The 21,869-nt window shown below is 64.7% G+C and carries 23 protein-coding genes and 1 pseudogene; 15 read left to right on the top strand and 9 right to left on the bottom strand.

Annotated elements, in window-relative coordinates; genetic code table 11:
• Positions 1 to 49 precede the first annotated feature (49 nt).
• Positions 50 to 1,564: a replicative DNA helicase gene (locus C7W88_RS05420; protein ID WP_118074590.1), complete on the bottom strand. Its 1,515-nt coding sequence runs from the start codon at positions 1,562 to 1,564 to the stop codon at positions 50 to 52.
• 118 nt (positions 1,565 to 1,682) lie between these two features.
• Between C7W88_RS05420 and C7W88_RS05415 the strand changes: the two genes are divergently transcribed.
• The 5 genes and pseudogenes from C7W88_RS05415 (at position 1,683) to C7W88_RS05395 (ending at position 5,244) form a co-directional block, all read left to right on the top strand.
• The gene (locus tag C7W88_RS05415) at positions 1,683 to 2,165 is read left to right on the top strand and encodes a UPF0262 family protein (protein ID WP_118072789.1); all 483 of its coding nucleotides are present in this window, start codon (positions 1,683 to 1,685) and stop codon (positions 2,163 to 2,165) included.
• A gap of 104 nt (positions 2,166 to 2,269) precedes the next feature.
• Positions 2,270 to 2,905: a glycoside hydrolase family 25 protein gene (locus tag C7W88_RS05410; protein WP_240344908.1), complete on the top strand. Its 636-nt coding sequence runs from the start codon at positions 2,270 to 2,272 to the stop codon at positions 2,903 to 2,905.
• A 10-nt stretch (positions 2,906 to 2,915) separates the two neighbouring features.
• On the top strand, positions 2,916 to 3,350 hold the full coding sequence (locus tag C7W88_RS05405; RefSeq protein WP_255418796.1) for a cytidine deaminase: 435 nt from the start codon (positions 2,916 to 2,918) through the stop codon (positions 3,348 to 3,350).
• Between the two features lie 82 nt (positions 3,351 to 3,432).
• Entirely contained in the window at positions 3,433 to 3,987 is a 555-nt protein-coding gene (gene dcd, locus C7W88_RS05400) for a dCTP deaminase (RefSeq protein ID WP_039333155.1), read from the top strand.
• 89 nt (positions 3,988 to 4,076) lie between these two features.
• Positions 4,077 to 5,244: pseudogene (locus tag C7W88_RS05395) on the top strand (trans-acting enoyl reductase family protein).
• 85 nt (positions 5,245 to 5,329) lie between these two features.
• Here C7W88_RS05395 and C7W88_RS05390 read toward each other — a convergent pair.
• Entirely contained in the window at positions 5,330 to 5,773 is a 444-nt protein-coding gene (locus C7W88_RS05390; RefSeq protein WP_118072786.1) for a globin domain-containing protein, read from the bottom strand.
• An 80-nt stretch (positions 5,774 to 5,853) separates the two neighbouring features.
• On the opposite strand from C7W88_RS05390, the gene C7W88_RS05385 reads away from it, so the two are divergent.
• On the top strand, positions 5,854 to 6,306 hold the full coding sequence (locus C7W88_RS05385) for an Rrf2 family transcriptional regulator (protein WP_118072785.1): 453 nt from the start codon (positions 5,854 to 5,856) through the stop codon (positions 6,304 to 6,306).
• Here C7W88_RS05385 and C7W88_RS05380 read toward each other — a convergent pair.
• The gene (locus tag C7W88_RS05380; protein ID WP_240344843.1) at positions 6,290 to 6,724 is read right to left on the bottom strand and encodes a hypothetical protein; all 435 of its coding nucleotides are present in this window, start codon (positions 6,722 to 6,724) and stop codon (positions 6,290 to 6,292) included. The two genes, C7W88_RS05385 and C7W88_RS05380, sit on opposite strands and share 17 nt — an antisense overlap.
• Before the next feature lie 187 nt (positions 6,725 to 6,911).
• Here C7W88_RS05380 and C7W88_RS05375 point away from each other — a divergent pair, with 187 nt between their 5' ends.
• Positions 6,912 to 7,907, top strand: coding sequence for an adenosine kinase (locus C7W88_RS05375; protein WP_118072784.1), 996 nt, complete (start codon positions 6,912 to 6,914; stop codon positions 7,905 to 7,907).
• Positions 7,908 to 8,147: 240 nt separating this feature from the next.
• On the opposite strand, the gene C7W88_RS05370 is transcribed toward C7W88_RS05375, so the two are convergent.
• The 4 genes from C7W88_RS05370 to C7W88_RS05355 all read right to left on the bottom strand — a co-directional run bounded on the left by C7W88_RS05370 (position 8,148) and on the right by C7W88_RS05355 (position 12,610).
• Positions 8,148 to 9,812, bottom strand: coding sequence for a flotillin family protein (locus tag C7W88_RS05370; RefSeq protein WP_118072783.1), 1,665 nt, complete (start codon positions 9,810 to 9,812; stop codon positions 8,148 to 8,150).
• Positions 9,813 to 9,848: 36 nt separating this feature from the next.
• Complete coding sequence (locus tag C7W88_RS05365) at positions 9,849 to 10,463, bottom strand: OB-fold-containig protein (protein ID WP_118072782.1); 615 nt, start codon at positions 10,461 to 10,463, stop codon at positions 9,849 to 9,851.
• A gap of 229 nt (positions 10,464 to 10,692) precedes the next feature.
• Entirely contained in the window at positions 10,693 to 12,021 is a 1,329-nt protein-coding gene (locus C7W88_RS05360; RefSeq protein ID WP_118072781.1) for an aminopeptidase P family protein, read from the bottom strand.
• 160 nt (positions 12,022 to 12,181) lie between these two features.
• The gene (locus C7W88_RS05355; protein ID WP_118072780.1) at positions 12,182 to 12,610 is read right to left on the bottom strand and encodes a CBS domain-containing protein; all 429 of its coding nucleotides are present in this window, start codon (positions 12,608 to 12,610) and stop codon (positions 12,182 to 12,184) included.
• Between the two features lie 142 nt (positions 12,611 to 12,752).
• On the opposite strand from C7W88_RS05355, the gene C7W88_RS05350 reads away from it, so the two are divergent.
• From C7W88_RS05350 to dxs, 8 genes are all read left to right on the top strand, one after another.
• Positions 12,753 to 13,046 (top strand): hypothetical protein, encoded by a 294-nt coding sequence (locus tag C7W88_RS05350; protein WP_118072779.1) that lies wholly within the window; start codon positions 12,753 to 12,755, stop codon positions 13,044 to 13,046.
• A 45-nt stretch (positions 13,047 to 13,091) separates the two neighbouring features.
• The gene (locus C7W88_RS05345) at positions 13,092 to 13,424 is read left to right on the top strand and encodes an iron-sulfur cluster assembly accessory protein (RefSeq protein WP_118072778.1); all 333 of its coding nucleotides are present in this window, start codon (positions 13,092 to 13,094) and stop codon (positions 13,422 to 13,424) included.
• Positions 13,421 to 14,197, top strand: a complete 777-nt coding sequence (xth, locus tag C7W88_RS05340) for an exodeoxyribonuclease III (protein WP_118074588.1) — start codon at positions 13,421 to 13,423, stop codon at positions 14,195 to 14,197. Before C7W88_RS05345 ends, xth begins: the two co-directional genes overlap by 4 nt.
• Before the next feature lie 138 nt (positions 14,198 to 14,335).
• Positions 14,336 to 14,476, top strand: coding sequence for a hypothetical protein (locus C7W88_RS22560; protein ID WP_162895923.1), 141 nt, complete (start codon positions 14,336 to 14,338; stop codon positions 14,474 to 14,476).
• Between the two features lies 1 nt (position 14,477).
• On the top strand, positions 14,478 to 15,155 hold the full coding sequence (gene msrA / locus C7W88_RS05335; protein ID WP_118072777.1) for a peptide-methionine (S)-S-oxide reductase MsrA: 678 nt from the start codon (positions 14,478 to 14,480) through the stop codon (positions 15,153 to 15,155).
• Positions 15,156 to 15,191: 36 nt separating this feature from the next.
• Positions 15,192 to 15,659 (top strand): Fur family transcriptional regulator, encoded by a 468-nt coding sequence (locus C7W88_RS05330; RefSeq protein ID WP_118072776.1) that lies wholly within the window; start codon positions 15,192 to 15,194, stop codon positions 15,657 to 15,659.
• A gap of 26 nt (positions 15,660 to 15,685) precedes the next feature.
• Entirely contained in the window at positions 15,686 to 16,963 is a 1,278-nt protein-coding gene (locus tag C7W88_RS05325; RefSeq protein WP_118072775.1) for an MFS transporter, read from the top strand.
• A 42-nt stretch (positions 16,964 to 17,005) separates the two neighbouring features.
• A complete protein-coding gene (dxs, locus tag C7W88_RS05320; RefSeq protein ID WP_118072774.1) occupies positions 17,006 to 18,928 on the top strand; it encodes a 1-deoxy-D-xylulose-5-phosphate synthase in 1,923 nt (640 codons plus the stop codon).
• Positions 18,929 to 18,974: 46 nt separating this feature from the next.
• On the opposite strand, the gene C7W88_RS05315 is transcribed toward dxs, so the two are convergent.
• The gene (locus C7W88_RS05315; protein ID WP_118072773.1) at positions 18,975 to 19,655 is read right to left on the bottom strand and encodes an NnrU family protein; all 681 of its coding nucleotides are present in this window, start codon (positions 19,653 to 19,655) and stop codon (positions 18,975 to 18,977) included.
• Between the two features lie 140 nt (positions 19,656 to 19,795).
• Positions 19,796 to 21,781: a peptide MFS transporter gene (locus tag C7W88_RS05310; protein ID WP_118072772.1), complete on the bottom strand. Its 1,986-nt coding sequence runs from the start codon at positions 21,779 to 21,781 to the stop codon at positions 19,796 to 19,798.
• Positions 21,782 to 21,869: the final 88 nt, after the last annotated feature.

Raw genomic sequence — 21,869 nt, 5'->3', positions numbered from 1 at the left:
ATACGGAAAGGACGGCAGCTAGGCCGAGGGTGTGGAAAAGTCAAGAAAACTACTCATCATCGCTCGCATAAGCCGCGCGCAGGTCGTCCGGCGCCAGATCGCTGAAGCGGGTGATGCGCGATTCGAAGCGCAGGCGGACCTTGCCAGTCGAACCATGGCGCTGCTTGGCCACGATCAGTTCGGCCAGGCCATAGACGCGCTCCATTTCCGCCTGCCAGGCGGCGTGGGCTTCCTGCACCTTGGCGTCGTCATTGCCCTGCGGCTGCTTCGGCTCCTTGGCAGCGACGTAGTAGTCCTCGCGGAACACGAACCAGACCATGTCGGCGTCCTGCTCGATCGAGCCCGATTCGCGCAGGTCCGAAAGCATCGGGCGCTTGTCGTCACGCTGTTCCACCGCACGCGAAAGCTGCGAAAGCGCGATGACGGGAACCGAGAGTTCCTTGGCCAAGGTCTTGAGCCCTCGCGAAATTTCCGAGATTTCGTTGACGCGGTTGTCGCTGCGGCCCGATCCCTGCAGCAGCTGCAGGTAGTCGACGATGATCAGGCCGATGTCGTGGCGACGCTTCAACCGGCGCGCCCGGGCGCGCAGTGACCCGATCGTCAGCGCCGGCGTATCGTCGATATACAGCGGCAATTCGGCCAGACGCTGGCTGGCGAAGGACAGCTGCTGGAAATCCTCGCGGCTGATGCGGCCCATGCGCAGCGCTTCGGAACTGATGCCCGACTGTTCGGCAAGGATACGCGTGGCCAGCTGATCCGCGCTCATTTCCAGGCTGAAGAAGGCGACGCCCGCCCCGACCGAATCCTTGAGCGAAATGCCATCGGCCATGTCGCGGCGCAGCCGGTCGGCGGCGTTGAAGGCGATGTTGGTGACGAGCGAGGTCTTGCCCATGCCGGGGCGTCCGGCAAGGATGATAAGGTCGGAATCGTGCAGGCCACCGATCTTCTCGTTGACCGAGGTCAGGCCCGTGGTCTTGCCCGAGATATGGCCGCCCGAAAGCAGTGCCTTCTCGATCATTTCCAGCGATGCCCGCGTGGCTTGCGCAAAGCTCTGCGCCTCGCTGCCGGTCTGCGCGCCTTCGGCCACGGCATAGAGCGCGGCTTCGGCCTTCTCCACTTGCTCCAGCGGGGCGACCGAATCGCTGGTGTCCAACGCGCCTTCGACGAGATTGCGCCCGACCGAGATCAGCTCGCGCAACAGGGCGAGGTCATAGATCTGCTCGGCCAACTCGCGCGGGTTTAGCAGGCCCTGGCCGTCAGACGTCAGCCGCGCCAGATAGGCAACGCCGCCCAGTTCCTTCAGCCCCTCGTCGCTTTCGAAATAGGGCTTGAGCGTCACCGGGGTGACCACTGCCTTGCGATCGATCAGCGCCTGGATGCGCTCGAACACGCGGCCATGGACGGCCGCAAAGAAATGCTCGGATTTCAGCGGGGTCTGCAGTTCTTCCAGAATGCGATTGTCGATCAGCACCGCCCCCAGAAAGGCCGCTTCCGCCTCGACGTTGGAGGGGAGAGCGCGGATTTCCGAAGGTTCGCGGGTGAGGATGGCTTCGCTGGCGGACATGGCCAGCATAGTGCCCGAACCGGCCCGATCCGGCAATGCATCGCCCCTGTGGATAGCGGGGAGCATCGGGTCAAAAGCCTTGCCCGAGCCCCACGCGTCTGCAACACAGGAAGCCTATATGGCCGACCCGCGCATCTCGCATATCGAGCTGGACGAAGCGACGATCATCTGGCGCAACGCCGATATCGAGCAGGAGCGGCGCATCGCGATCTTCGATCTGATCGAGGAAAACACCTTCAAGCCGCTGCGCGCGTTCGAGGCGGGGCACACCGGGCCCTACCGGCTCAAGCTGTCGGTGGATGACGGGCGGCTGGTGCTTGCCATTGCCGACGATGCCGGCACCCCGCTCGAGACGATCATTCTCGGCCTCGGCCGTTTTCGCCGCCCGATCCGAGAATACTTCGCGATCTGCGACAGTTACTATCAGGCGATTCGCAAGGCCACCGCGTCCGAGATCGAGACGATCGACATGGCCCGGCGCGGCATTCACAACGATGCTGCCGATACCCTGCTCGAACGCCTCGAAGGCAAGATCGATACGGATTTTCCCACGGCCCGTCGGCTCTTTACCCTGATCTGCGTGCTGCATATCAGGGGCTGATCTGAGACTCGGGGCGCGCAACTCTCGATATGCCGAAAAAACGGAAAACTGGCCGCCCTGGTGCGGCACGAAGACGCATTCTTGGCGTCCTGCTGCTGGTGGCCATGATCGCCGGTGGCTTTGCCTGGTGGAAGGCCCGCAACTGGATGCCGGACCGCCGCGACTATGCCGTGCAAGGCGTCTGGCTGAGCGACGATGACGGCCCGATCGACTGGCGCCTGCTGCGCGCTGCAGGTGCGGATTTCGCCTACCTCACCGCAAGCGAGGGAACCTCGACCCGAGACACTGCCTTTGCCGATGGCGTGATCGCCGCGCGCCAGCGGGGCATGCAGGTCGGCGCGCTCCACGTCTATGACCTGTGCGCTCCGGCCGATGCGCAGGCCGCCAATTTCGTCACCATCGTCCCGCGCGACAAGGACCTGCTGCCGCCCGCCATCCGGCTCGACATCGATTCGCGCACCTGCCCGCAGGTCCCCGGCGAAGCGCAGATGCAAAGCGAGCTGACCACGTTCCTCAACCAGGTGGAAAAGCACGCCGAAAAGCCGGTGATCCTGATGGTTTCGCGCAGTCTCGAGAAGGAGTACCACCTCGCCGCGCGGATCGATCGCAATATCTGGGTGGCGCAGGATTTCCTCGCACCGACTTATGCGGGCCGGCCATGGGTGATGTGGACGGCAAGCGATCGCCTGCGTCTGGATGCCAGCACAAAGCCCGTGCATTGGGTGGTGGTGCAACCGTGAGGACCTTTGCGTGACTGACCTTTTGACCGCTTCCCGCGAGGACCTGATCGCCGCCGCCCGGCGCGCGATGGACACGGCTTACGCCCCCTACTCCGGCTTTCACGTCGGCGCGGCGCTGCTGTTCGATGACGGCGCGATCGTCACCGGCGCGAACTTCGAGAATGCCAGCTACGGCCTCTCGCTCTGCGCAGAAACGGTGGCCGCCTCCGTCGCTTCGCACGCCGGACGCCGCGGCGGCCTGCTGGCCGTGGCAGTGCTTGGCGGCATGGGTGGCGCGGTCGAGGCGGCCATCAGCCCGTGTGGCCGCTGCCGCCAGATTCTCAATGAGCTGGCGGCACTGGGCGGCACCGATCCGCTGGTGATCTGCGTCGGCGCGCAGGAAACCGTGGAAATGCGCCTGTCGGTGCTCTTGCCCAACGCCTTCGGCCCCGCCAATCTCGCCTAGACATTCTGGGGCCTTTCCCCCTCCCGCAAGCGGGAGGGGTCGGGGTGGGCATTCCCGCACAAGCTTCACATGGGAGAGCCAATTGGCCATTCTTTCCGACAAGTGGATCCGCGACAAGGCGCTCAACGAAGGCATGATCGAGCCTTTCGTCGAGAACCAGCGCCGTGATGGCTGCATCAGCTATGGCCTCTCGTCCTACGGCTATGACGCCCGCGTCGCGCCCGAGTTCAAGATCTTCACCAATGTCGATTCCGCTGTGGTGGACCCCAAGAACTTCGACGGCGCCAGCCTTGTCGACCGCGAGACCGATGTCTGCGTGATCCCGCCCAACTCCTTCGCCTTGGCGCGCACCGTCGAATACTTCCGCGTGCCGCGCGACGTGCTGGTGATCTGCCTCGGCAAGAGCACGTATGCCCGCTGCGGCATCATCGTGAACGTCACGCCGCTGGAGCCGGGCTGGGAGGGGCACGTCACGCTCGAATTTTCGAACACCACGCCGCTGCCGGCCAAGATCTACGCCAACGAAGGCGCCTGCCAGTTCCTGTTCCTGCAGGGCAACGAACCGTGCGAAGTCAGCTACGCCGACCGCGCGGGCAAATACATGGGCCAGCGCGGCGTAACGCTGCCACGCCTGTAGCAGCGCCTTAACCTTCCGCTTAAATCCGGTTGCAATCGTCACCGAACTCGCCAAGCTGCCGTGCATAAGCACAACAGGCGGAGAGGCTGATGGAGAAGTCGGAAAGGCCCTATGACATTGTCGTCTACGGGGCGACGGGGTTCACCGGGCGGTTGGTCGCGGAATATCTGGCACGCCATTACGGGCAGGAAGGCCCGCGCTGGGCCATGGCCGGGCGCTCGGCGGCAAAGCTCGCCGAAGTGCGTGCGCTGATCGAGGCGCCCAAGAACACCCCGCTGATCGTCGCCGATGCCGCCGATCCCCCAAGTCTCAAGGCCATGGTCGAGCAGGCCAAGGTCGTCGTAACCACGGTCGGCCCCTACCAGCTCTATGGCGAACCGCTGCTTGCCGCCTGCATCGCGGCCGGCACCGACTATGCCGACTTGTGCGGCGAACCGGTTTGGATGCGCCAGATGATCGACAAGTACGGCGAAGCGGCCCAGCGCACCGGCGCGCGCATCTGTTTTTCGAGCGGCTTCGATTCGATCCCGTTCGATCTGGGCGTGCTGATGCTGCAGAAGGAAGCGGTGGCGCGGTTTGGCCGCCCCGCCCCCGCGTCAAAGGGCGCGTGCGCGGCATGAAGGGTGGCGCCTCGGGCGGGACCGCCGCCAGTCTCAAGGCCACGCTCGCCGCCTTGGGCAAGGACCCCTCGCTGATCCCGCTGATGCAAAGCAGCTTCTGCCTTACCCCGGTTTCGAAGGCCCAGCCCAGCCTGCGGGCGACAAGGTCCAGCACGACGATGCGCTGGATTCATGGGAAACGCCGTTCATCATGGCGGCGATCAACACCAAGAACGTCCACCGAACCAACGCGCTGCTCGGCCACGCCTGGGGCACGGACTTCGTCTACGACGAGATGGTCCTCACCGGCCCCGGCGATCAGGGCAAGGCCATAGCCGAGCACATGACGAAGACCCCGATGATCGGCCGCCCCGACGATCCGCAACCGGGCGAAGGCCCCTCGAAGGAAGAGCGGGAGACCGGTTTCTACGATGTCCTGTTCCTCGGCGAAATGCCCGATGGCCAGACCATCCGCTATGGCGTGAAGGGGCGGTACGATCCCGGCTATGGCTCGACCAGCCGGATGATCGCGGAAACCGGCATCGCCTTGCTCTCGGCCAAGGCCCCCGGCATGGTAGGCACCCCCGGCGCGGTCCTCGGTGAAGCGCTGGTCGAGCGCCTGCGCGCCCACGCCGAAATCAGCTTCGCCGCGGAGTAGCGCAGACACAACAAAGCCCGCCTGCCGCTTCTGAGGGGATCCACGGCAGGCGGGCGCGTTGCAGCAACGGCCCTCGATCTGGGGGTCAGGCTGCTGCGGCGTAAGCGTCGGCTTCGGCGGCAATCAAGATGTCGGCGAGCATCCAGTAAGCCTCGCCCCAAGCCGCCAGCACTTCGTCGGTGGCAACTTCGGCACCCAGCACGTCGCGAATCGCCGGCAGCAGCGCCTCGGCAACATAGGGGTAGTGCTCGGCTTTCACGCCGGTTTCGACGTGGCGCTGCACCATCCGCGTCACCGCCGGGCCGAGGTTCTCCAGCTTGTCGATGTTCTTCGAATAGGCAAGGATCGCTGCGGCAAGACGACGCGGCTGCTCGCCACTTTCCTGCGCGGCTGCATCGAACATGTTCTTCACATCTTCGTTCTGGAACAGGCGCTTGTACATGGCGGTGGTGATGTCCACTCCGTGCTTTTCGATCACCGGAGCGGTGGCCTTGACGATGGTCTTTGCATGTTCGGAAGCGGTGCGCATCAGGGATCTCCAATCAGGTATTGGAAATACCGGTATTTAATTTGCTTGATTCACGCAAGCGGAAAAATCATCTCTGCGCCATGCAACTTACCCAGCACACCGACTTTGGCCTGCGCCTGCTGATCGTGCTCGCGCGCAAGGGCTCGGCGGTCAGCCTGCCCGCCTTCTCGGCCGAGCAGGGCCTCAGCTACCACCACGTTGCCAAGGTGGCGCAAGGGCTGGTGCAGGCGGGCCTCGCGCAATCGCAGCGCGGCCGCAGCGGCGGCATCACGCTGGCCCGCCCGGCAGCGGAAATCACCGTCGGCGAAGCGGTGCGCCAGCTCGAAAAGGGCATGCGCCTGGCCGACTGCGCCGCTTGCGCCCTGCGCAACAACTGCGCGCTCAGCAGTGTCCTGGCCGAAGCGCTGGAAGCCTTCCTCGCCGTGCTCGATCGCTACACGCTGGCCGATGTCTCCCGCGAAGGCGTCTCAGCCTTTGCGCCTTGGGCGACGCTTCCCGCAGCCCCGTCCTGCGCGGTTACGGCGCCTTCCTGAGCGCGGCCACGCAAGCCGCGCGGTCAACGTCACGCCCGTCCCCGCGTCGCGCATCGACGTAAGTCGCAGCGGGCTTGCCGCCGTTCGCATGTGGATAGAGATAGACGTCGAGAATGCAGGCCGTCCCCGACCATTGCATCTTGCGGGCATCGTCCTCGATGACATCAAGCCGCGGCGTGCCGAACACGCGACCCAATTGCAGTGCGTCCGCTCCGATCACGCCTTCAAGGCCCGGGATCATCTGCACTTGCGCGACGGGCTTGCCCACCGGAGCCGGACGCGGCACCGTGGTCCGCACCGGAGCTGACGAAGCGGATCGCACAACCGGAGTCTTTCCACCCGAAGGCACCGCTCCCCCACCGCAGGATGCGAGCAGAAGAGCCAGAGCGGGAACGGCAAGGATCTTGGGATGCGTCACAGGTGCGGGATGCCGCGCTGTCGGCGCATCGTCAACCGTGGCTCTGGGCGGACTGGCGCGCGAGCCGTCCCGCCCGGCGCGTTCGCGCGCTTGCTGCCCCCCGCTATTGCTGCCTCCCCTCGCACTTGCTGCAATCCAGCCTAGCCGCTAGGCCAGCGCCATTCCCGAAATCACGGAGCCTGCCTGAATGTCCGAACCGCTTTACGACGTCATCGCCATCGGCAACGCCATCGTCGATGTGATGGCCCCTTGCGAGGATGCGGACATCGAACGGCTGGGCCTCGCCAAGGGCGGCATGACGCTGGTCGACACCGCCCGCGCCCAGGAGCTCTATGACGCGATGGGCCCGGCGCGCGAAATCTCCGGCGGTTCTGCTGCCAACACGCTCGCCGGTCTTGCCGCGCTCGGTGCCAAGTGCGCCTTCATCGGGCAGGTTGCCAATGACCAGCTGGGCGAGGTCTTCGCCCACGATATTCGCGCCGGCGGCATCGATTTCCAGACCCCCGCCCGCGCCGAGGAACCGCCGACGGCGCGCTGCCTGATCTTCGTCTCGCCCTGCGGCCAGCGCACGATGAACACCTTCCTCGGTGCCTCGCAGTTCCTGCCCGCCGAAGCGCTGGACGACGCCCAGATCGCCTCGGCCAGCGTGCTCTATCTCGAAGGCTACCTGTGGGACCCGGAAGAGCCGCGCAAGGCCATGCGCCGCGCCATCGCCGCCGCGCGCAATGCCGGTCGCAAGGTCGCCTTTACCCTCTCCGATGCCTTCGTCATCTCGCGCCACGGCGACGATTTCCGCGCCCTGATCGCTGACGGCCAGATCGACATCCTGTTTGCCAACGAACACGAACTCGCCGCACTCACCGGTATCGAGGACTTCCACGCCGGTATCGAACAGCTCGCCGCCAAGGTGCCGACCGTCGTCGTCACCCGCAGCGAAAACGGCGCCCACGCCATCAGCAACGGCGAACACGCCCACGTGCCCGCAGAGCCGATCGCCAAGGTCATCGACACCACCGGCGCCGGCGACCTCTTCGCCGCCGGCTTCCTCTATGGCTACGTCCGGAACAAGCCGCTTGCCGAAAGCCTTACGCTGGGCGCCGTCTGCGCCGCCGAAGTGATCTCGCATTACGGCGCAAGGCCCGAAGCCAACCTGCAGGACTTGGTCGCCAAGCGGCTCGGTTGATCCTAAAGATCCTCCCCGTTTTCACGAAGTGCAAATGGGCCGACACCATCCAGCTCCTCCCCGTTTTCACGAAGTGCAAATGGGCCGATACCATCCAGCTCCTCCCCATTTTCACGAAGTGCAAATGGGGAGGTGGCAGTCCGCAGGACTGACGGAGGGGCAATCAATATCACCCCTCCACCCCCAGCTGCGCTGGCGGTCCCACTCCCCGATTGTCCTTTGGAAAATCAGGGAGGATTCTCAGAGTTCCGACTCTGAGGGCGGCACATCGGCAGGCACGGACGCCACCACCGGCGCCGCCTTCACCAGCCCCTCCAGCGATCCGCCATCAAGCCCCAGTTCCTTCATCAGTCCATCGATGATCGGCGCCTGTGCACGATAGCTCAGCGCCGCCGTCAGCGCGTCGCTGGCCAGGTTGCCATTGGCGGGAGCCCCGCCCTCTCCGGCGCTGCCTGACGAGCGGGTCAGCCCATCGACCTGCACGATCTTGATCGAATCGATCGCTTCCAGCGGCTTGGCGGATTCGCGCACCAGTTCAGGCAGGACTTTCAGCAGCGCCAGCTTGGTCTGCAGCGAGATCTGGTCGGACGAGAGCAGGTTAGCCGCCTCGTTGATCGCGCGCTGGCCTGCCGCTTCCACTTCGAAGCGCACCCGTGCCGCCTCGGCGCGCAGCTTTTCGGCCTCGGCCTCGCCTTCGGCTTCAAGCCGCGCGGCTTCGGCGCGGTTGGCGGCAGCGGCCTTTTCGGCTTCGGCTTCCACCTTAACGCGGATTGCGTCGCGCTCTGCCGCCTTGGCCGCTTCAATCAGTTCGATGCGCTTGCCGCGTTCGGCCACTTCGGTCTCGCGCGAGGTTACGACCTGTTCCTCGGCGGCGACCGCCTTGGCGCGGGCTTCGTCGGCCTCGGCTTTGGCCTGGCTTTCCTGACGGCTCTTGTTCTGGATCGCGATCTGTTGCTCCTGGCGGGCGATCTCGATCGCCTGCTGCTGCGCAATCCGCGCCTGCTGCACCGCGCGGTCAGCCTCGATCTGCTGGCTGTCGACCAGCTTCTTGGCCTCGATCCGCGCGGCTTCGGCTTCCTGATTGCGCAAGGATTGTTCGCGCGCCACTTCGGCGGCCTGTTCGGCGCGGCGCATCTCGATCTCGCGCTCCTGCTCCAGCCGGGCAAATTCGTTGTCGCGCTTGATCTTCAAGGACTGCTGCTCTGCTTCGAGGTTCTTCATCTCGATCTGCACGCGCGTGTCCTGCTCGATGTCGTTGCGCGCCTTCTTGCGCAGTTCGATCTGCTCGGTCAGCTTGGTCAGACCCTCGGCGTCGAAGGCATTGTTGGCATTGAAGTGCTCGATGCTGGTCTGGTCGAGCCCGGTCAGCGAGACCGATTCCAGCTCCAGCCCGTTCATGGCCAGGTCGTTCGACGACACCTGCTGCACCTTCTGCACGAAGTCGGCGCGCTGTTCGTGCAACTGGTTCATCGTCATGCCCGCCGCGACCGAGCGCAGCGCGTCGACGAACTTGCCTTCGACCAGATCCTTCAGCGCTTCGGGCTGCATCGTGCGCATGCCCAGCGTCTGCGCGGCCATGGCGATGGCACCGGCATCGGGGCGCACGCGCACGTAGAACTCGGCCTTCACGTCGATGCGCAAGCGGTCGAGCGTGATCAGCGCGTCGGTGTTCTTGCGCTCCACGGCAAGGCGCACGGTGTTCATGTTCACCGGCATCGTCTCGTGCAGCACCGGCAGCACCAGCGCGCCGCCGTTGATCACCACCTTTTCCCCGCCAAAGCCGGTTCGCACGAAGCCCACTTCCTTGGTCGCGCGGCGGTAAAGCCGGGTCAAGGTGAAGGCGATCACCAGCAGAAGCGCAAGGCCGGTGCCTGCATAGATGCCGATGGGAACAAGCTGGTTCATGTCAGTCTCCGAAGAGGAAGGAACTTTGCAAGAAAGTCAGTCGGCAAGGCGCAGCGGGCCGTCGACCGGCACCGCATAGAAGGTCTCGCCCTCGCGGTGGACGAGCAGGACTTCGCAGCCCTCGCCAAGCGTTGCGCTGTCCTCGTGCGGTTCGACCATGACGAGATGCACCTGCCCGTGCATGTCGCGCACTTGCGCGCGCGCCGCGCTGCCACGCGTGGCGCGGCCGATCTCGATCGTGCCCTTGCGCCCGAGCAGCGCATCGACCGGCACGGCAGTGGTTTCGTCATGCGGCCAGACGCGCCCCAGCAGACGGGTAATCACGGTGTTCACCGGCCACGCGGCAAGCAGCCCCATCGCGGTCGCCGCGCCGGGGCCGAATGGCGCGCCGAAGAACGACGTCACCAGCTGCTGCAGCGACAGGCCGACAAGCCCGAAGGTCGCAAGGAAGAACGAAAGCCACACCACGAACGGCAGCGCGCCCAACCCGGTCACGCTGGCCAGCGCGGACCCCGCATCAAGTTCGGCGTCATGCCCATCGGCGTCGCCCAGAAAATCCGATATTCCCGTAACCTGCACGATGACCAGCAGCACCAGCAAGGCCAGTGCGACGGCGAACGGCAGATTTTCGGGGGCCAGCAGCCCACCCATCCCAGGAACTCCCCTATTGATCCCGGATCATGGCAACAGGGGCGCACCGCGCAAGCGGAATCGCTCAAGGGCAATACCAATTTTTGGACCGAAAGGGTGCCGCACCATTCTTGGCACCAATCACCGTCACCCCGACGAAGGCCGGGGTCCACAACGCTTATGGCGTGCCTGATGGTGAGGCCATGAACCCCGGGCCTGCGCTGCGGAAACGTAAGTCTTGCGGGTCGCCCTATCGCGCCATGAACGCTTCGATCTCGGCCGCGGTGCGCGGGATGCCGGTGCTCAGGCGTTCGCAGCCGCTGGCGGTGACGAGGTAGAGGTCCTCGATGCGGATGCCCTGGTTCATTTGCTGGTTGTAGAGCCCCGGCTCGATGGTGATGACAGCGCCCGCCGGGATCGGCTTGGCATAATCGCCGGCGTCGTGGACATCGAGGCCGACGAAATGGCCGAGGCCATGGGTGAACTCGTCGATGCGTCCGGCCTTGCGGAACAGGGCATAGACCGCCTCGGTCATGTCCTCGTGAATCACCCCCGGTTTCAGCAACTTCGCTGCAGCATCCTGCGCCGCCATGACCAGTTCGTAGTCCGCGCGCTGCTGCGCGGTGAACCTGCCCGAGGCGGGGAAGGTGCGCGTGATGTCGCAGGCATAAGTGCCGACTGAGGCAGCGGCATCGATCAGCACCAGATCCTGCGCCCCGATCACCGCACTGCCGTGGGCATAATGCAGCGAGGCGGCATTGCGGCCGGTCGCCACGATCGAATCGTACGATAGCCCCTCACCCCCGCCCTGCCGGAAGCCGTCTTCTAGCACGGCGGTCAGCTGGCGCTCGGTCATGCCGGGGCGCACTGCCTTCATCGCCGCCAAGTGCCCCGCTTGCGTCGCGGCGAGCGCCTTGCGCATCAGCTCCAGCTCGCGCGGTTCCTTGACCGTCCGCAGGGCCGGTAGCAGCGCGCTCTGGTCCTTCATCGTGCAGCCGGGCACATGGCTCATCACCCGGCCATAAAGCTCCATCGCCGGCGGCACCGGGGCCGAAGCGCTGGTGATCGGCCCCATGAAATGCAGCGTCCGGCTGCGTGCCGCGAGCTGCGTCACGAGGCCGTCCAGCCCCGAAGTGCGCCTTACCCGCTGAATTCCCGTGCGCTGTTCGATCAGCGAACCCAGCGGCAGGCGCTCGACATCCCAGCGCTCGGTCTCGACATCGCGCGACGGGAGCAGCAGGAATTCGCGGTAGGTCCGCTCGGCAGGCGCGAGCACCAGCACCGCGCCGGGTTCGTCGACGATCCCGGTCAGCCAGGCGAAATCGCCGGACTGATGGAACGGCGGGCTCACCGGCCCGCTGGTCCGGTCCCGCTCGGCCCCATGGATCACCGCCACGCCGTCCTTGAGCGTGGCCATCAGCCTCGCCCGGCGCTCGCGATATACCTCGGGACCGAAGGGGAACGTGCCCGAGGGGGTGGCGAAGCCTTGCGGTGGCAGGACTTGCGCCCGGATCGAGATCGACAGCGAGGCAGTCGCGGCGGCGGCTCCGGCGAGGAGCGAACGGCGGGTCAGGTGCATGATGGATTTCCTCAAGTGTGAGGGAAGCCTAGAGTGTTTCACGTGAAATACGAGATCGCCGTTTGCAGCGCGAAAGTGCCCGGGGGATGCGGGAAGTTGGGGGAGAGTTCGGGGGGAGTTGCCCTTCTGCCCCGAGAGTTGGAAACGCTGAATCGTGGCTTCAGGCCTGCTGGATATAGACCCGCATCGCGTCCGCTTCGGCCTCGATCTTGTCGAGCCGGTGCTTCACCAGGTCTCCGATCGAGACGAAGGCGACCATGCGATTTCCTTCCACTACAGGGAGATGGCGGAAGCGGCGCTGGGTCATCAGGGCCAGCGCCTCCATCACCGAAGTCTTGGGCGAAACGGTAACGACCGGTGCCGTCATCATGTCGCGCACCTTCATGTGCAGCGCCGCCTCGCCATGTTTGTGCAGGCAGCGGATCATGTCGCGTTCGGAGAAAATCCCTGCCACGCCGCTGTCCCCATCGCTGACCGGCAGGGCGCCGATGCGGTGGTGGGCGAGCATGTCGATCGCGTCGGATACCTGCGCGTCGGCCGACACGCTCCAGACTTCCCCTCTTCCCTGAATGACTTGCGCAATCGTCATGGCATCCTCCTGCGTGATGCGGCCGACTTGCGCCTTCGGGCGTCTTTTCGGGCCGCCTTATCTCCCATAGGGATCATGACATCTTGGTCGCCATTGTCAAAGCCGTTGCGCGCACCATCTTCGATCGCCAAAGGACTTTGCCATGGCCGGACATTCCCCGCTCGATGATCCTGAAAACGCACGATTTGCCTGGGCGCGTTACCGGCAGATCATGAACTGGATGGCGCTGTTCAGCACTGCGGTCGTCGGCGTGGTGCTTACCGTGCTCTACATGCAGATCGGCTTCGTCTCGATCCACCTCTACATCGCCTCGGCGCTGGGCGTGTGGCTGACGATCATGCTGATGGCGGCGCTGATGGGGCTGGTGTTCCTCTCCAGCGGGACTGGCCACGATGAATCGATCGAGGACAGGCTTGAGGACGAGCGGAATCGCTAGCTTCGGGCGTTGAGGTTTCGCTGCCGCGCTCCTATCTTGCATCGCATGAGCGATACCCAGGTCACCCTCGCCCCCAGCGCTGCCGCCCGCGTTGCCACCATCGCGCAAAAGCAGGGCAAGCCCGCAATCCTGCGGCTTTCGGTGGAAGGCGGCGGCTGTTCGGGCTTCCAGTACAAGTTCGGCCTCGCCGATGCACCGGAAGACGGTGACCTGATCGCCGAGACCGACGGCGTGCGGCTGGTGGTCGACGAGGTCAGCCTCGGCCTGCTCGAAGGCAGCGTGGTGGAATACGTCGAATCGCTGGGCGGCGCAGCGTTTCGTGTCTCGAACCCCCAGGCGGCATCGGGTTGCGGTTGCGGCGCAAGCTTCGCGATATGATCAAGGTTTCATCGTTCAATATCAACGGGATCAAGGCCCGCCTTCCCCGCCTGCTCGAATGGCTTGAGGAGACGCGGCCCTCGGTTGCCTGCCTGCAGGAGATCAAGACGCAGGACGAGGGCTTCCCGGCTGCCGAGTTCGAGAAGATCGGCTACCACGCGATCTGGCATGGCCAGAAGGGCTTCAACGGCGTGGCGATCCTGGCCGATGGGCAAGTGCCGGTCGAAGTGCAGCGCGGGCTGGCGGGCGAGCCCGAGGACGAGCATTCGCGCTATCTCGAAGCCGATGTATTCGGCATTCGCGTGGTGTGCATCTACCTGCCCAACGGCAATCCGCAGCCCGGTCCGAAGTTCGACTACAAGCTGCGCTGGATGGAGCGCCTGCGCAAGCGCATGGCCGAGATCACGGCAGAGGATGTGCCCGCGGTGGTGATCGGCGATTACAACGTGATCCCCGAAGACAAGGACACCTTCTCGGTCAAGGCCATGGCCAGTGACGCGCTGATGCAGCCCGAATCGCGCGACGCCTATCGCCGCCTGCTCAATGACGGCTGGACCGACGCGATCGACACCTTCAATCCGCAGGGCGGCGTCTGGACGTTCTGGGATTATCAGGCCGGAGCCTGGCAGCGCGACCACGGCTTCCGCATCGACCACGCCCTGCTCTCGCCCGAACTGGCGGACCGTTTGGTGGCGGCAGGCGTCGACAAGGAATATCGTGGCCGCGAGAAGGCCAGCGACCATGCGCCGGTGTGGGTACAGCTTCGAGCCTAACGCTTCGTCGCACGTCGTGAACGGTTCGCAGATTGTCACATCACCTGAATGAATCCCTGTGCAGGGCGTCACCGAAGATTCAGGCGACTCGGGCCATGGGCAGCGAGACGCAAAGACGATTTGTGAAAGCTGACGACAATGGGCCTGTTCAAGCCTGACTTCTTCCGCGCTCTGGCTTTTGGGTTCCTGATGGGGGCCGCTGTCATGGGCATTTCTGCCGGGACCACCGCACTGGCGACGCCGGATCTTGAACACGCCAGCGAACAGGCTTCGCGCTAAGATGCGCCGACCGATCCTTTCCGCAGCACTGGCGGTGGGGATCTTCACCGCTTCCTGCCAGCAACCGGCGCAGGCCGAGGGCGCCGTGGCGACGCCGGCCGCAGCGGTTCAGGCAAACGAGCCTGCAGGCAAGAAGACTGCGGTTTTCGCGGGCGGCTGCTTCTGGGGCATTGAGGCGGTGTTCAGCCACCTGAACGGTGTGAGCAGCGTCGTCTCCGGCTATCACGGCGGGGCGAAGAACACCGCGATCTATGACGTTGTCGGCACTGGACGGACCGGCCATGCCGAAGCGGTGCGGGTGACCTATGACCCTGCGAAGATCCGCTACGACCAGTTGCTGCGCGTGTTCTTCGCCGTCGGCGCGGACCCGACGCAGTTGAACTACCAGGGCCCCGACCACGGCACGCAGTATCGCAATGCGCTGGTGCCGATGAATCAGGAACAAGCCAAGGTTGCTGCGGCCTATCTTGCTCAATTGAAGAAGTCCGGTCTGTGGAAGCAGCCGATCGTCACCACGATCGAGCCGTACAAGGCATTCTACCCAGCCGAAGGCTATCATCAGGACTTTGCCGCCAACAATCCCGACCACGGCTATATCAAGCGGTGGGACGCGCCAAAGGTGGCGAACCTAAAGCGGCTATTCCCGGACCTCTACAAGGCCGGCTTCACGCGGAACTGATTTGCGCAGGCGCGCGGTCGTGCCTATCTAGGGCCGATGTCCGGGCACCATCATCACGATTTCGCAGGCGACAAGCTGATCGAGGCCGCGCGTGAAGCGCTGACGGCTTCTGGAGAGCAGTGGACCGAAATGCGCGCCGACGTATTCGAGGCGCTTGCAGCGCACGAGAAGCCGGCCTCGGCGTATGACATTGCCGAAAGCGTCGGCACGCGGCGGGGCAAGCGGGTGGCGGCCAATTCGGTCTATCGCATCCTTGACCTGTTCGTGCGCACCAATCTGGCGCGACGGGTGGAAAGCGCCAATGCCTATGTTGCCAACAGCCATCCCGGCTGTCGGCATGACTGCATCTTCCTGATCTGCGACCTGTGCGGCAAGGCCGTGCACAACGACGACGACAAGCTGACTGGCGCGCTGCGGCTGGCGGCACAGGCGGCGGGCTTTGCCGAGGTGCGACCGGTAGTGGAAATCCGCGGCCATTGTGCGGAGTGCGCTGCCGAGGATTGAATTTGCCTGACGGGGGAGAGGGCAGCATGAACGATCAGGCACACGAGCCACGGCACTTGCCGACGCGGAAGCAGTTCGTGGCAGTCATTTCCGGCAATGCGCTGGAATTCTACGATTTCCTCAGTTTCAGCTTTTTCGCGGTGAACGTCTCGCGGGTGATGTTCCCCGCAGGTGCGCCGGGGAGTGCGCTGCTGCTGACGCTGATGACGGCGGGGGCCGGCTTTGGCGCACGGCCGCTGGGCGCGATCCTGTTCGGACTGCTCGGTGACAAGGTGGGCCGTCGTCCGACGATGCTGGCGACCTTCGCGCTGATGGGGGTGAGTGCAATCGGGCTGGCGTTGACGCCGAGCTATTCTGTCATCGGCATATGGGCGCCGGTGCTGGTGGTTATCTTCCGCCTGTTGCAGGGCCTTGCGGCGGGCGGCGATGTGGGGCCGACGACGGCGTTCCTGGCCGAGAGTTCACCGCCGGAGCGGCGCGGGATGCTGGTGGCGCTGCAACTGGTGGCGATGCGCATCGGCGTGCTGGGCAGCGGCCTTGTCGGGCTGGTGCTGGCGAGCGTGCTGACCCCGGCGCAGCTTGATGCCTATGGCTGGCGCATTGCCTTTGCCATCGGTGCAGGGATCGTGCCGTTGGCGTTCATCCTGCGGCGGCGGCTGGACGAGACGCTGCACTTGCCCGAGACGGGGCCGAACGTGGTGACGGAGCTTGATGTTGCGGCCTATGCGGCGGCGCTGCTTGGCGTGTTCGGATTCCTGCTGGCGGGCGCGACCGGGGATTTTCTGTTCGTCTACGCAGTGACCTTCCTGAAAATCCCGGTGACGAATGGGTATGTCCTGCAGATGGCGGCGGCGGGCACGCAGATCGTCGGGCTGCTGTTCGGCGGCTGGCTGGGAGACCGGGTCGGGCGGCAGAAGGTGAACTTCGCCACCGCCGTTCTGGCCGCTGCGGTTTCGCTGCCACTGTTCCGCTGGGGCATTGCTGGCGGAACGCTGGGACAACTGGCCCTTGCCGCAGCCCTGCTCCTGCTGATGGCCACGGTTTCGGCGGCCGTTGCCTATGCCGCGTTCGTTGAGATCACACCGAAGCGGCACCGCGCCGGGCTGGTCGGCATCGGCTATGGCGCGGTGGTGGCGCTGACCTTCGGGCTGACGCCGGTGCTGCTGACGCGCTACATCGGGCAAAGCGGCGATCTGGCCGCGCCGGGCTATGCCTTCGTGCTGGCGGCGGCAGCGCTGATCGCTTCGTCGCTTCTGCTGGGATTGCGCGCGCCACGAACCTTGGGGAAGGCTGCGGCAACATGATCCTGTTCGACAGCGCCAAAGCATCGGTGTAAGGGCGGAGGGATGAATTCAGAACCGGCAACGCCGCTGCTCGACACGGTCAAGACACCAGACGATCTCCGCAAGCTTGCACCTTCGCAGCTTCGCCAGCTTTCGGACGAATTGCGGACCGAGATGATTTCTGCCGTGGGCACCACTGGCGGGCACCTCGGTTCGGGCCTCGGCGTGGTCGAACTGACCGTGGCGATCCATTATGTGTTCAACACGCCGCAGGACAAGCTGGTGTGGGACGTGGGCCACCAGGCCTATCCGCACAAGATCATCACCGGGCGTCGTGACCGTATCCGTACGCTGCGGCAGGGTGGCGGGCTTTCGGGCTTCACCAAGCGCAGCGAAAGCGAATACGATCCGTTCGGCACCGCGCATTCGAGCACCTCGATCTCGGCGGCGCTGGGCTTTGCCATTGCCAACAAGCTGAGCGATCGTCCCGGCAAGGGCATTGCCGTGATCGGCGACGGCGCGATGAGCGCCGGCATGGCCTACGAGGCGATGAACAACGCCGGCGAGGCAGGCAACCGGCTCGTCGTCATCCTCAACGACAACGACATGTCGATCGCGCCGCCGGTGGGCGGGCTGTCGGCCTATCTCGCGCGGCTGGTGTCCTCGCGCCAGTTCCTGGGTTTGCGTGAAATCGCGCGCAAGCTTTCGCGCAAGCTGCCGCGGCCGCTGCACACCGCCGCCCGCAAGACCGACGAGTTCGCCCGGGGCATGGCCATGGGCGGCACGTTGTTCGAGGAACTGGGCTTCTACTACGTCGGCCCGCTTGACGGGCACAACATCGACCAGCTGATCCCGGTGCTGGAGAACGTGCGCGATGCGGCCGAGGGGCCATGCCTCGTCCATGTCGTGACGCAGAAAGGCAAGGGCTATGCCCCGGCCGAAGCTGCGGCGGACAAGTATCACGGGGTGCAGAAGTTCGACGTGGTCACCGGTGAGCAGGTAAAGGCCAAGCCCGGCGCACCTGCATACCAGAACGTGTTTGGCGAAACGCTGGCCAAGCTTGCCGAAACCGACCCGACGATCTGCGCGATCACCGCGGCGATGCCGAGCGGCACCGGCGTGGACAAGTTCGCCAAGGCGCACCCGACGCGCACCTTCGACGTCGGCATTGCCGAGCAGCACGCGGTGACCTTTGCGGCGGGCCTCGCGGCAGAGGGCATGCGGCCGTTCTGCGCGATCTATTCGACCTTCCTGCAGCGCGCGTTCGACCAGGTGGTGCATGACGTGGCGATCCAGAACCTGCCCGTGCGCTTTGCCATCGACCGCGCGGGGCTGGTCGGTGCCGATGGTGCGACGCACGCCGGATCGTTCGACATCACTTATCTGGCCACCCTGCCCAACATGGTGGTGATGGCCGCCGCGGACGAGGCGGAGCTGGTCCACATGACCTATACCGCCGTAAAGCACGATAGCGGGCCGATCGCGTTCCGCTATCCGCGCGGCAATGGCACCGGCGTGGCGCTTCCGGATGAGCCGGAACTGCTGGAGATCGGCAAGGGCCGCATCGTGCGGTCAGGCAGCAAGGTTGCGCTGCTCTCGCTGGGCACCCGTCTGGCCGAGGCGCTGAAGGCGGCGGACCAGTTGGAGGCCAAGGGGCTTTCGACGACAGTGGCCGACCTGCGCTTTGCCAAGCCGCTCGATACCGACATGATCCGCCAGCTGATGGCCACGCACGAGGTTGTCGTGACGATCGAGGAAGGCGCGATCGGCGGCCTTGGCGCGCACGTGCTGACGATGGCGAGCGACGAGGGGCTGACCGATGGTGGCCTCAAGATCCGCACCATGCGCCTGCCTGACGTGTTCCAGGATCACGATGCGCCGGACAAGCAGTACGACACGGCGGGCCTCAACGCGCCGCAAATCGTCGATACCGTGCTCAAGGCCTTGCGGCACAACTCTGCGGGTGTGAACGAAGCGCGGGCCTGAAAGCCCGCGCCTGAAAGCCTGCGCTAACGTCTCCGCCGGGCTCTGGTCAGCCGATCCACATCCACAGTCCGGCCGGGATGCCGAAAAAGTGGTAGTGCAGCCACGTGGCGATGAACCAGACGAGGAAGGCAATCGCCCAGGCAAGGCGCAGCGCGCCCAGTTCCTGCAGCCGGGGCCAGAAACTGGTGCGGCGCTGCCAGGGGTGGAATTCTCGCTTGTTCTGGGCGACCTTGCGCTTGTCCTGAAAGTGCGAGCCTAGCAACGCCAGCACGATCAGACCTGACATGACGACCAGGACACGAGGTGTCGGCGAAGCGACGATGTGACCGAGCGCCCACAGCGCAATGCCCCACATCATCGGGTGCCGGGTGATCCTGAACACGCCGGCCGGGATCCACGTGCCCACGCCAGCAGCATTCGCGCCGGCCAGCGCAGGATTGCGCGTGAACGATGGCAGCAGAAACGCCGTGCCGGTTATCGTGAGCAGGCTGGCAACCACCCATGGGCCGGCGGCCATGCCATCCCAAAGCGGCGTTCCCGTCTTCACACGGTCAAATGTGACCATCGCCCAGGCCAGTACGGACAGGGATACCAGCGAATAGAACAGCAGGAAGCCCCGCCCGCCCAGCATGGACTGCAGGCGGGAGCGAATGGGCCCTGACATCACGAAATGCGAAATAACGAAGGCTGTTGTCGCCGCAATAAGCTGGATCAACGCATGATCCATGAACCGTCCCCCATTCCGCGATGCCCGTTGCCGTTTTCGACCAACGCCCGCGTTACCCTGATGATACTCTCAAGTTGGCCAATGCCTAGCCCTTCAGAAACAATCTCACGATCGGCTGGTTCCCGCCATAAGGGCAATTATCACGCTACGCCGTGCATCAGCTTCCTCAGCGGCACCGCGATGACGAGAAGCACGGCGCCGATGCCGATCGAAATCCAGCCGATCGTCGTGAAGACCCCGACGTAAGTATCGAGGCTGACCTTGAGATTGGTGACCTGGCCGCCAACCGTTTCGACGCTGGCAACCTGCGCGACCATGCCGGCAACGTACTGCGCCACCGCGATCGACAGGAACCACACACCCATCATCATGCCGACAATGCGGGCCATGGACAGCTTGGTGATCATCGAAAGGCCCACCGGCGAAATGCACAGTTCGGCCATCGAGTGGACGAGGTACAGGCCGGCCAGCCAGACCAGTCCGACCTTGAACTGGGCGTCGGCAAATTGCGCGCCCCACACCAGCAGCAGGAAGCCTGCGCCCACGCCCATCAGGGCGATGGAGAACTTCACCGGGATCGAAGGTTCGACGCCGCGCCGGGCCATCGCATTCCACATCGCGCCGAACACCGGCGCCAGCGCCACGATGAACAGGGCATTGAAGATCTGCGTCTGGCCTGCGGGCATGACGTAGACCTCATCGGTGGCAAAGCCCTTGGCCCGGGCATAGATCATGCCGATGAAGCCGGCCGTCATCACCAGAGCGAAGCCCGCACCCATCTTCCGCTTCGTTGCCGCAGGTTCGCCATTGCCGAAGAACCAGGTGAGCAGCCATCCGAGCCCGCCCAGCAGGAGCGCGAAGAACAGGTAGTAGGTGAACGGATAGGCGTTGAAGACCGCGAAAAGACCGCGGGTCCAGCCCACTTCAAGCACGGTGTTGCGCTCGGCAAACAGCGTGAGGGAGGAGCCTGCCTGTTCGAACAGGGTCCAGAACACGGTGTTGAACACGATCAGCACCATAGCGGCGACCATCATCTGGAATTCGACGCGGCTGCCCGAGGCCAGCGCCCAGATCAGGATGCCGGGAACGGCAAGAAGGAAGGTGCCGAACATCAGCTTGCCCATGATCGGCAGGCCAAGGAGGTAGCCGGTCAGTCCCTCGCCCGCTTCCGGCGCGACATAGGCCATGAGGTTGGTGAACAGGAAGAAGAACAGCGGCACGCAGACCAGCGCCGCGCCGTAGATCAGCCAGTCCTTGCGCGGATCGGCCCCGGCGGGACGTTCACCATAGCCATCGAGCCTGCCGCCATCGAACTGGAACAGGACCCACGACAAGGTCATGCCGACGGCAGCCAGGCCAAACCCAGCCCACCAGCCCACGGATTCGGCCAGAATCGGGCAGAAGAACTGCGAAATCAGCGAACCGAGGTTGATGCCCATGTAGAAGATCGTGAACCCGGCATCGCGGCGGCGGTCACCATCGGCATAGAGCGAGCCGACGATCGTGGAGATGTTGGGCTTGAAGAAACCGTTGCCGACCGTGACCAGCGAAAGGCCGACAAGCAGGATGGCGATGTGGAACTGCGAGCGTTCGCCGTCGGACTGGAACCCGCCCGGCGCAATGCGCCTGACCTCGGCCCCGTCAGCCGACTTGAGCGACACGGACTTGTCGTCGTTACCGACGATCTCGAGGCGCTGACCACCCATTTCGACCGAACGGACTTCGCTGCCGGCGGTCTCGGTGACGGTCACGTCATAGCGCTGGCCTTCGATCGTGGCGTAGGGCTTGGCCGCCTCGCCGCCGAAGCAGAGCATGAAATAGCCGACCGCCATCAGGATCGCGCCGAACTTCACCGAGCGCTTGGAGCCGAGATAACGATCTGCAATCAGTCCGCCGATGAGCGGGGTGAGATAGACGAGCGCGGTGAAGCCGCCGTAAATGCCGGTGCTGGTGGTATCGTTGAAGAGGAAATGCTTGGCGAGATAGAGCGTGAGGATCGCTCTCATGCCGTAATAGCCGAAGCGTTCCCACATTTCGGTCGTGAACAGGCGCTTCAATTGCTGGGGATGGCCGAACCACTCGCCAGTTGCCGTGGTTCGTGCGAAGTTCGTGTCGTCTTGGGCCATGCCGGCGAGCGATCCCGTCGTTGCTGTGTGAGCTTTTTGCACTGCCGCGCCTCTCCTGCACGGCAAGTTTCCGCCTTAGTGCCACGTG

It is taken from the genome of Novosphingobium sp. THN1, from assembly GCF_003454795.1.
GTDB lineage: Bacteria > Pseudomonadota > Alphaproteobacteria > Sphingomonadales > Sphingomonadaceae > Novosphingobium.
This window is presented reverse-complemented; position numbering and strand designations above follow the sequence as displayed.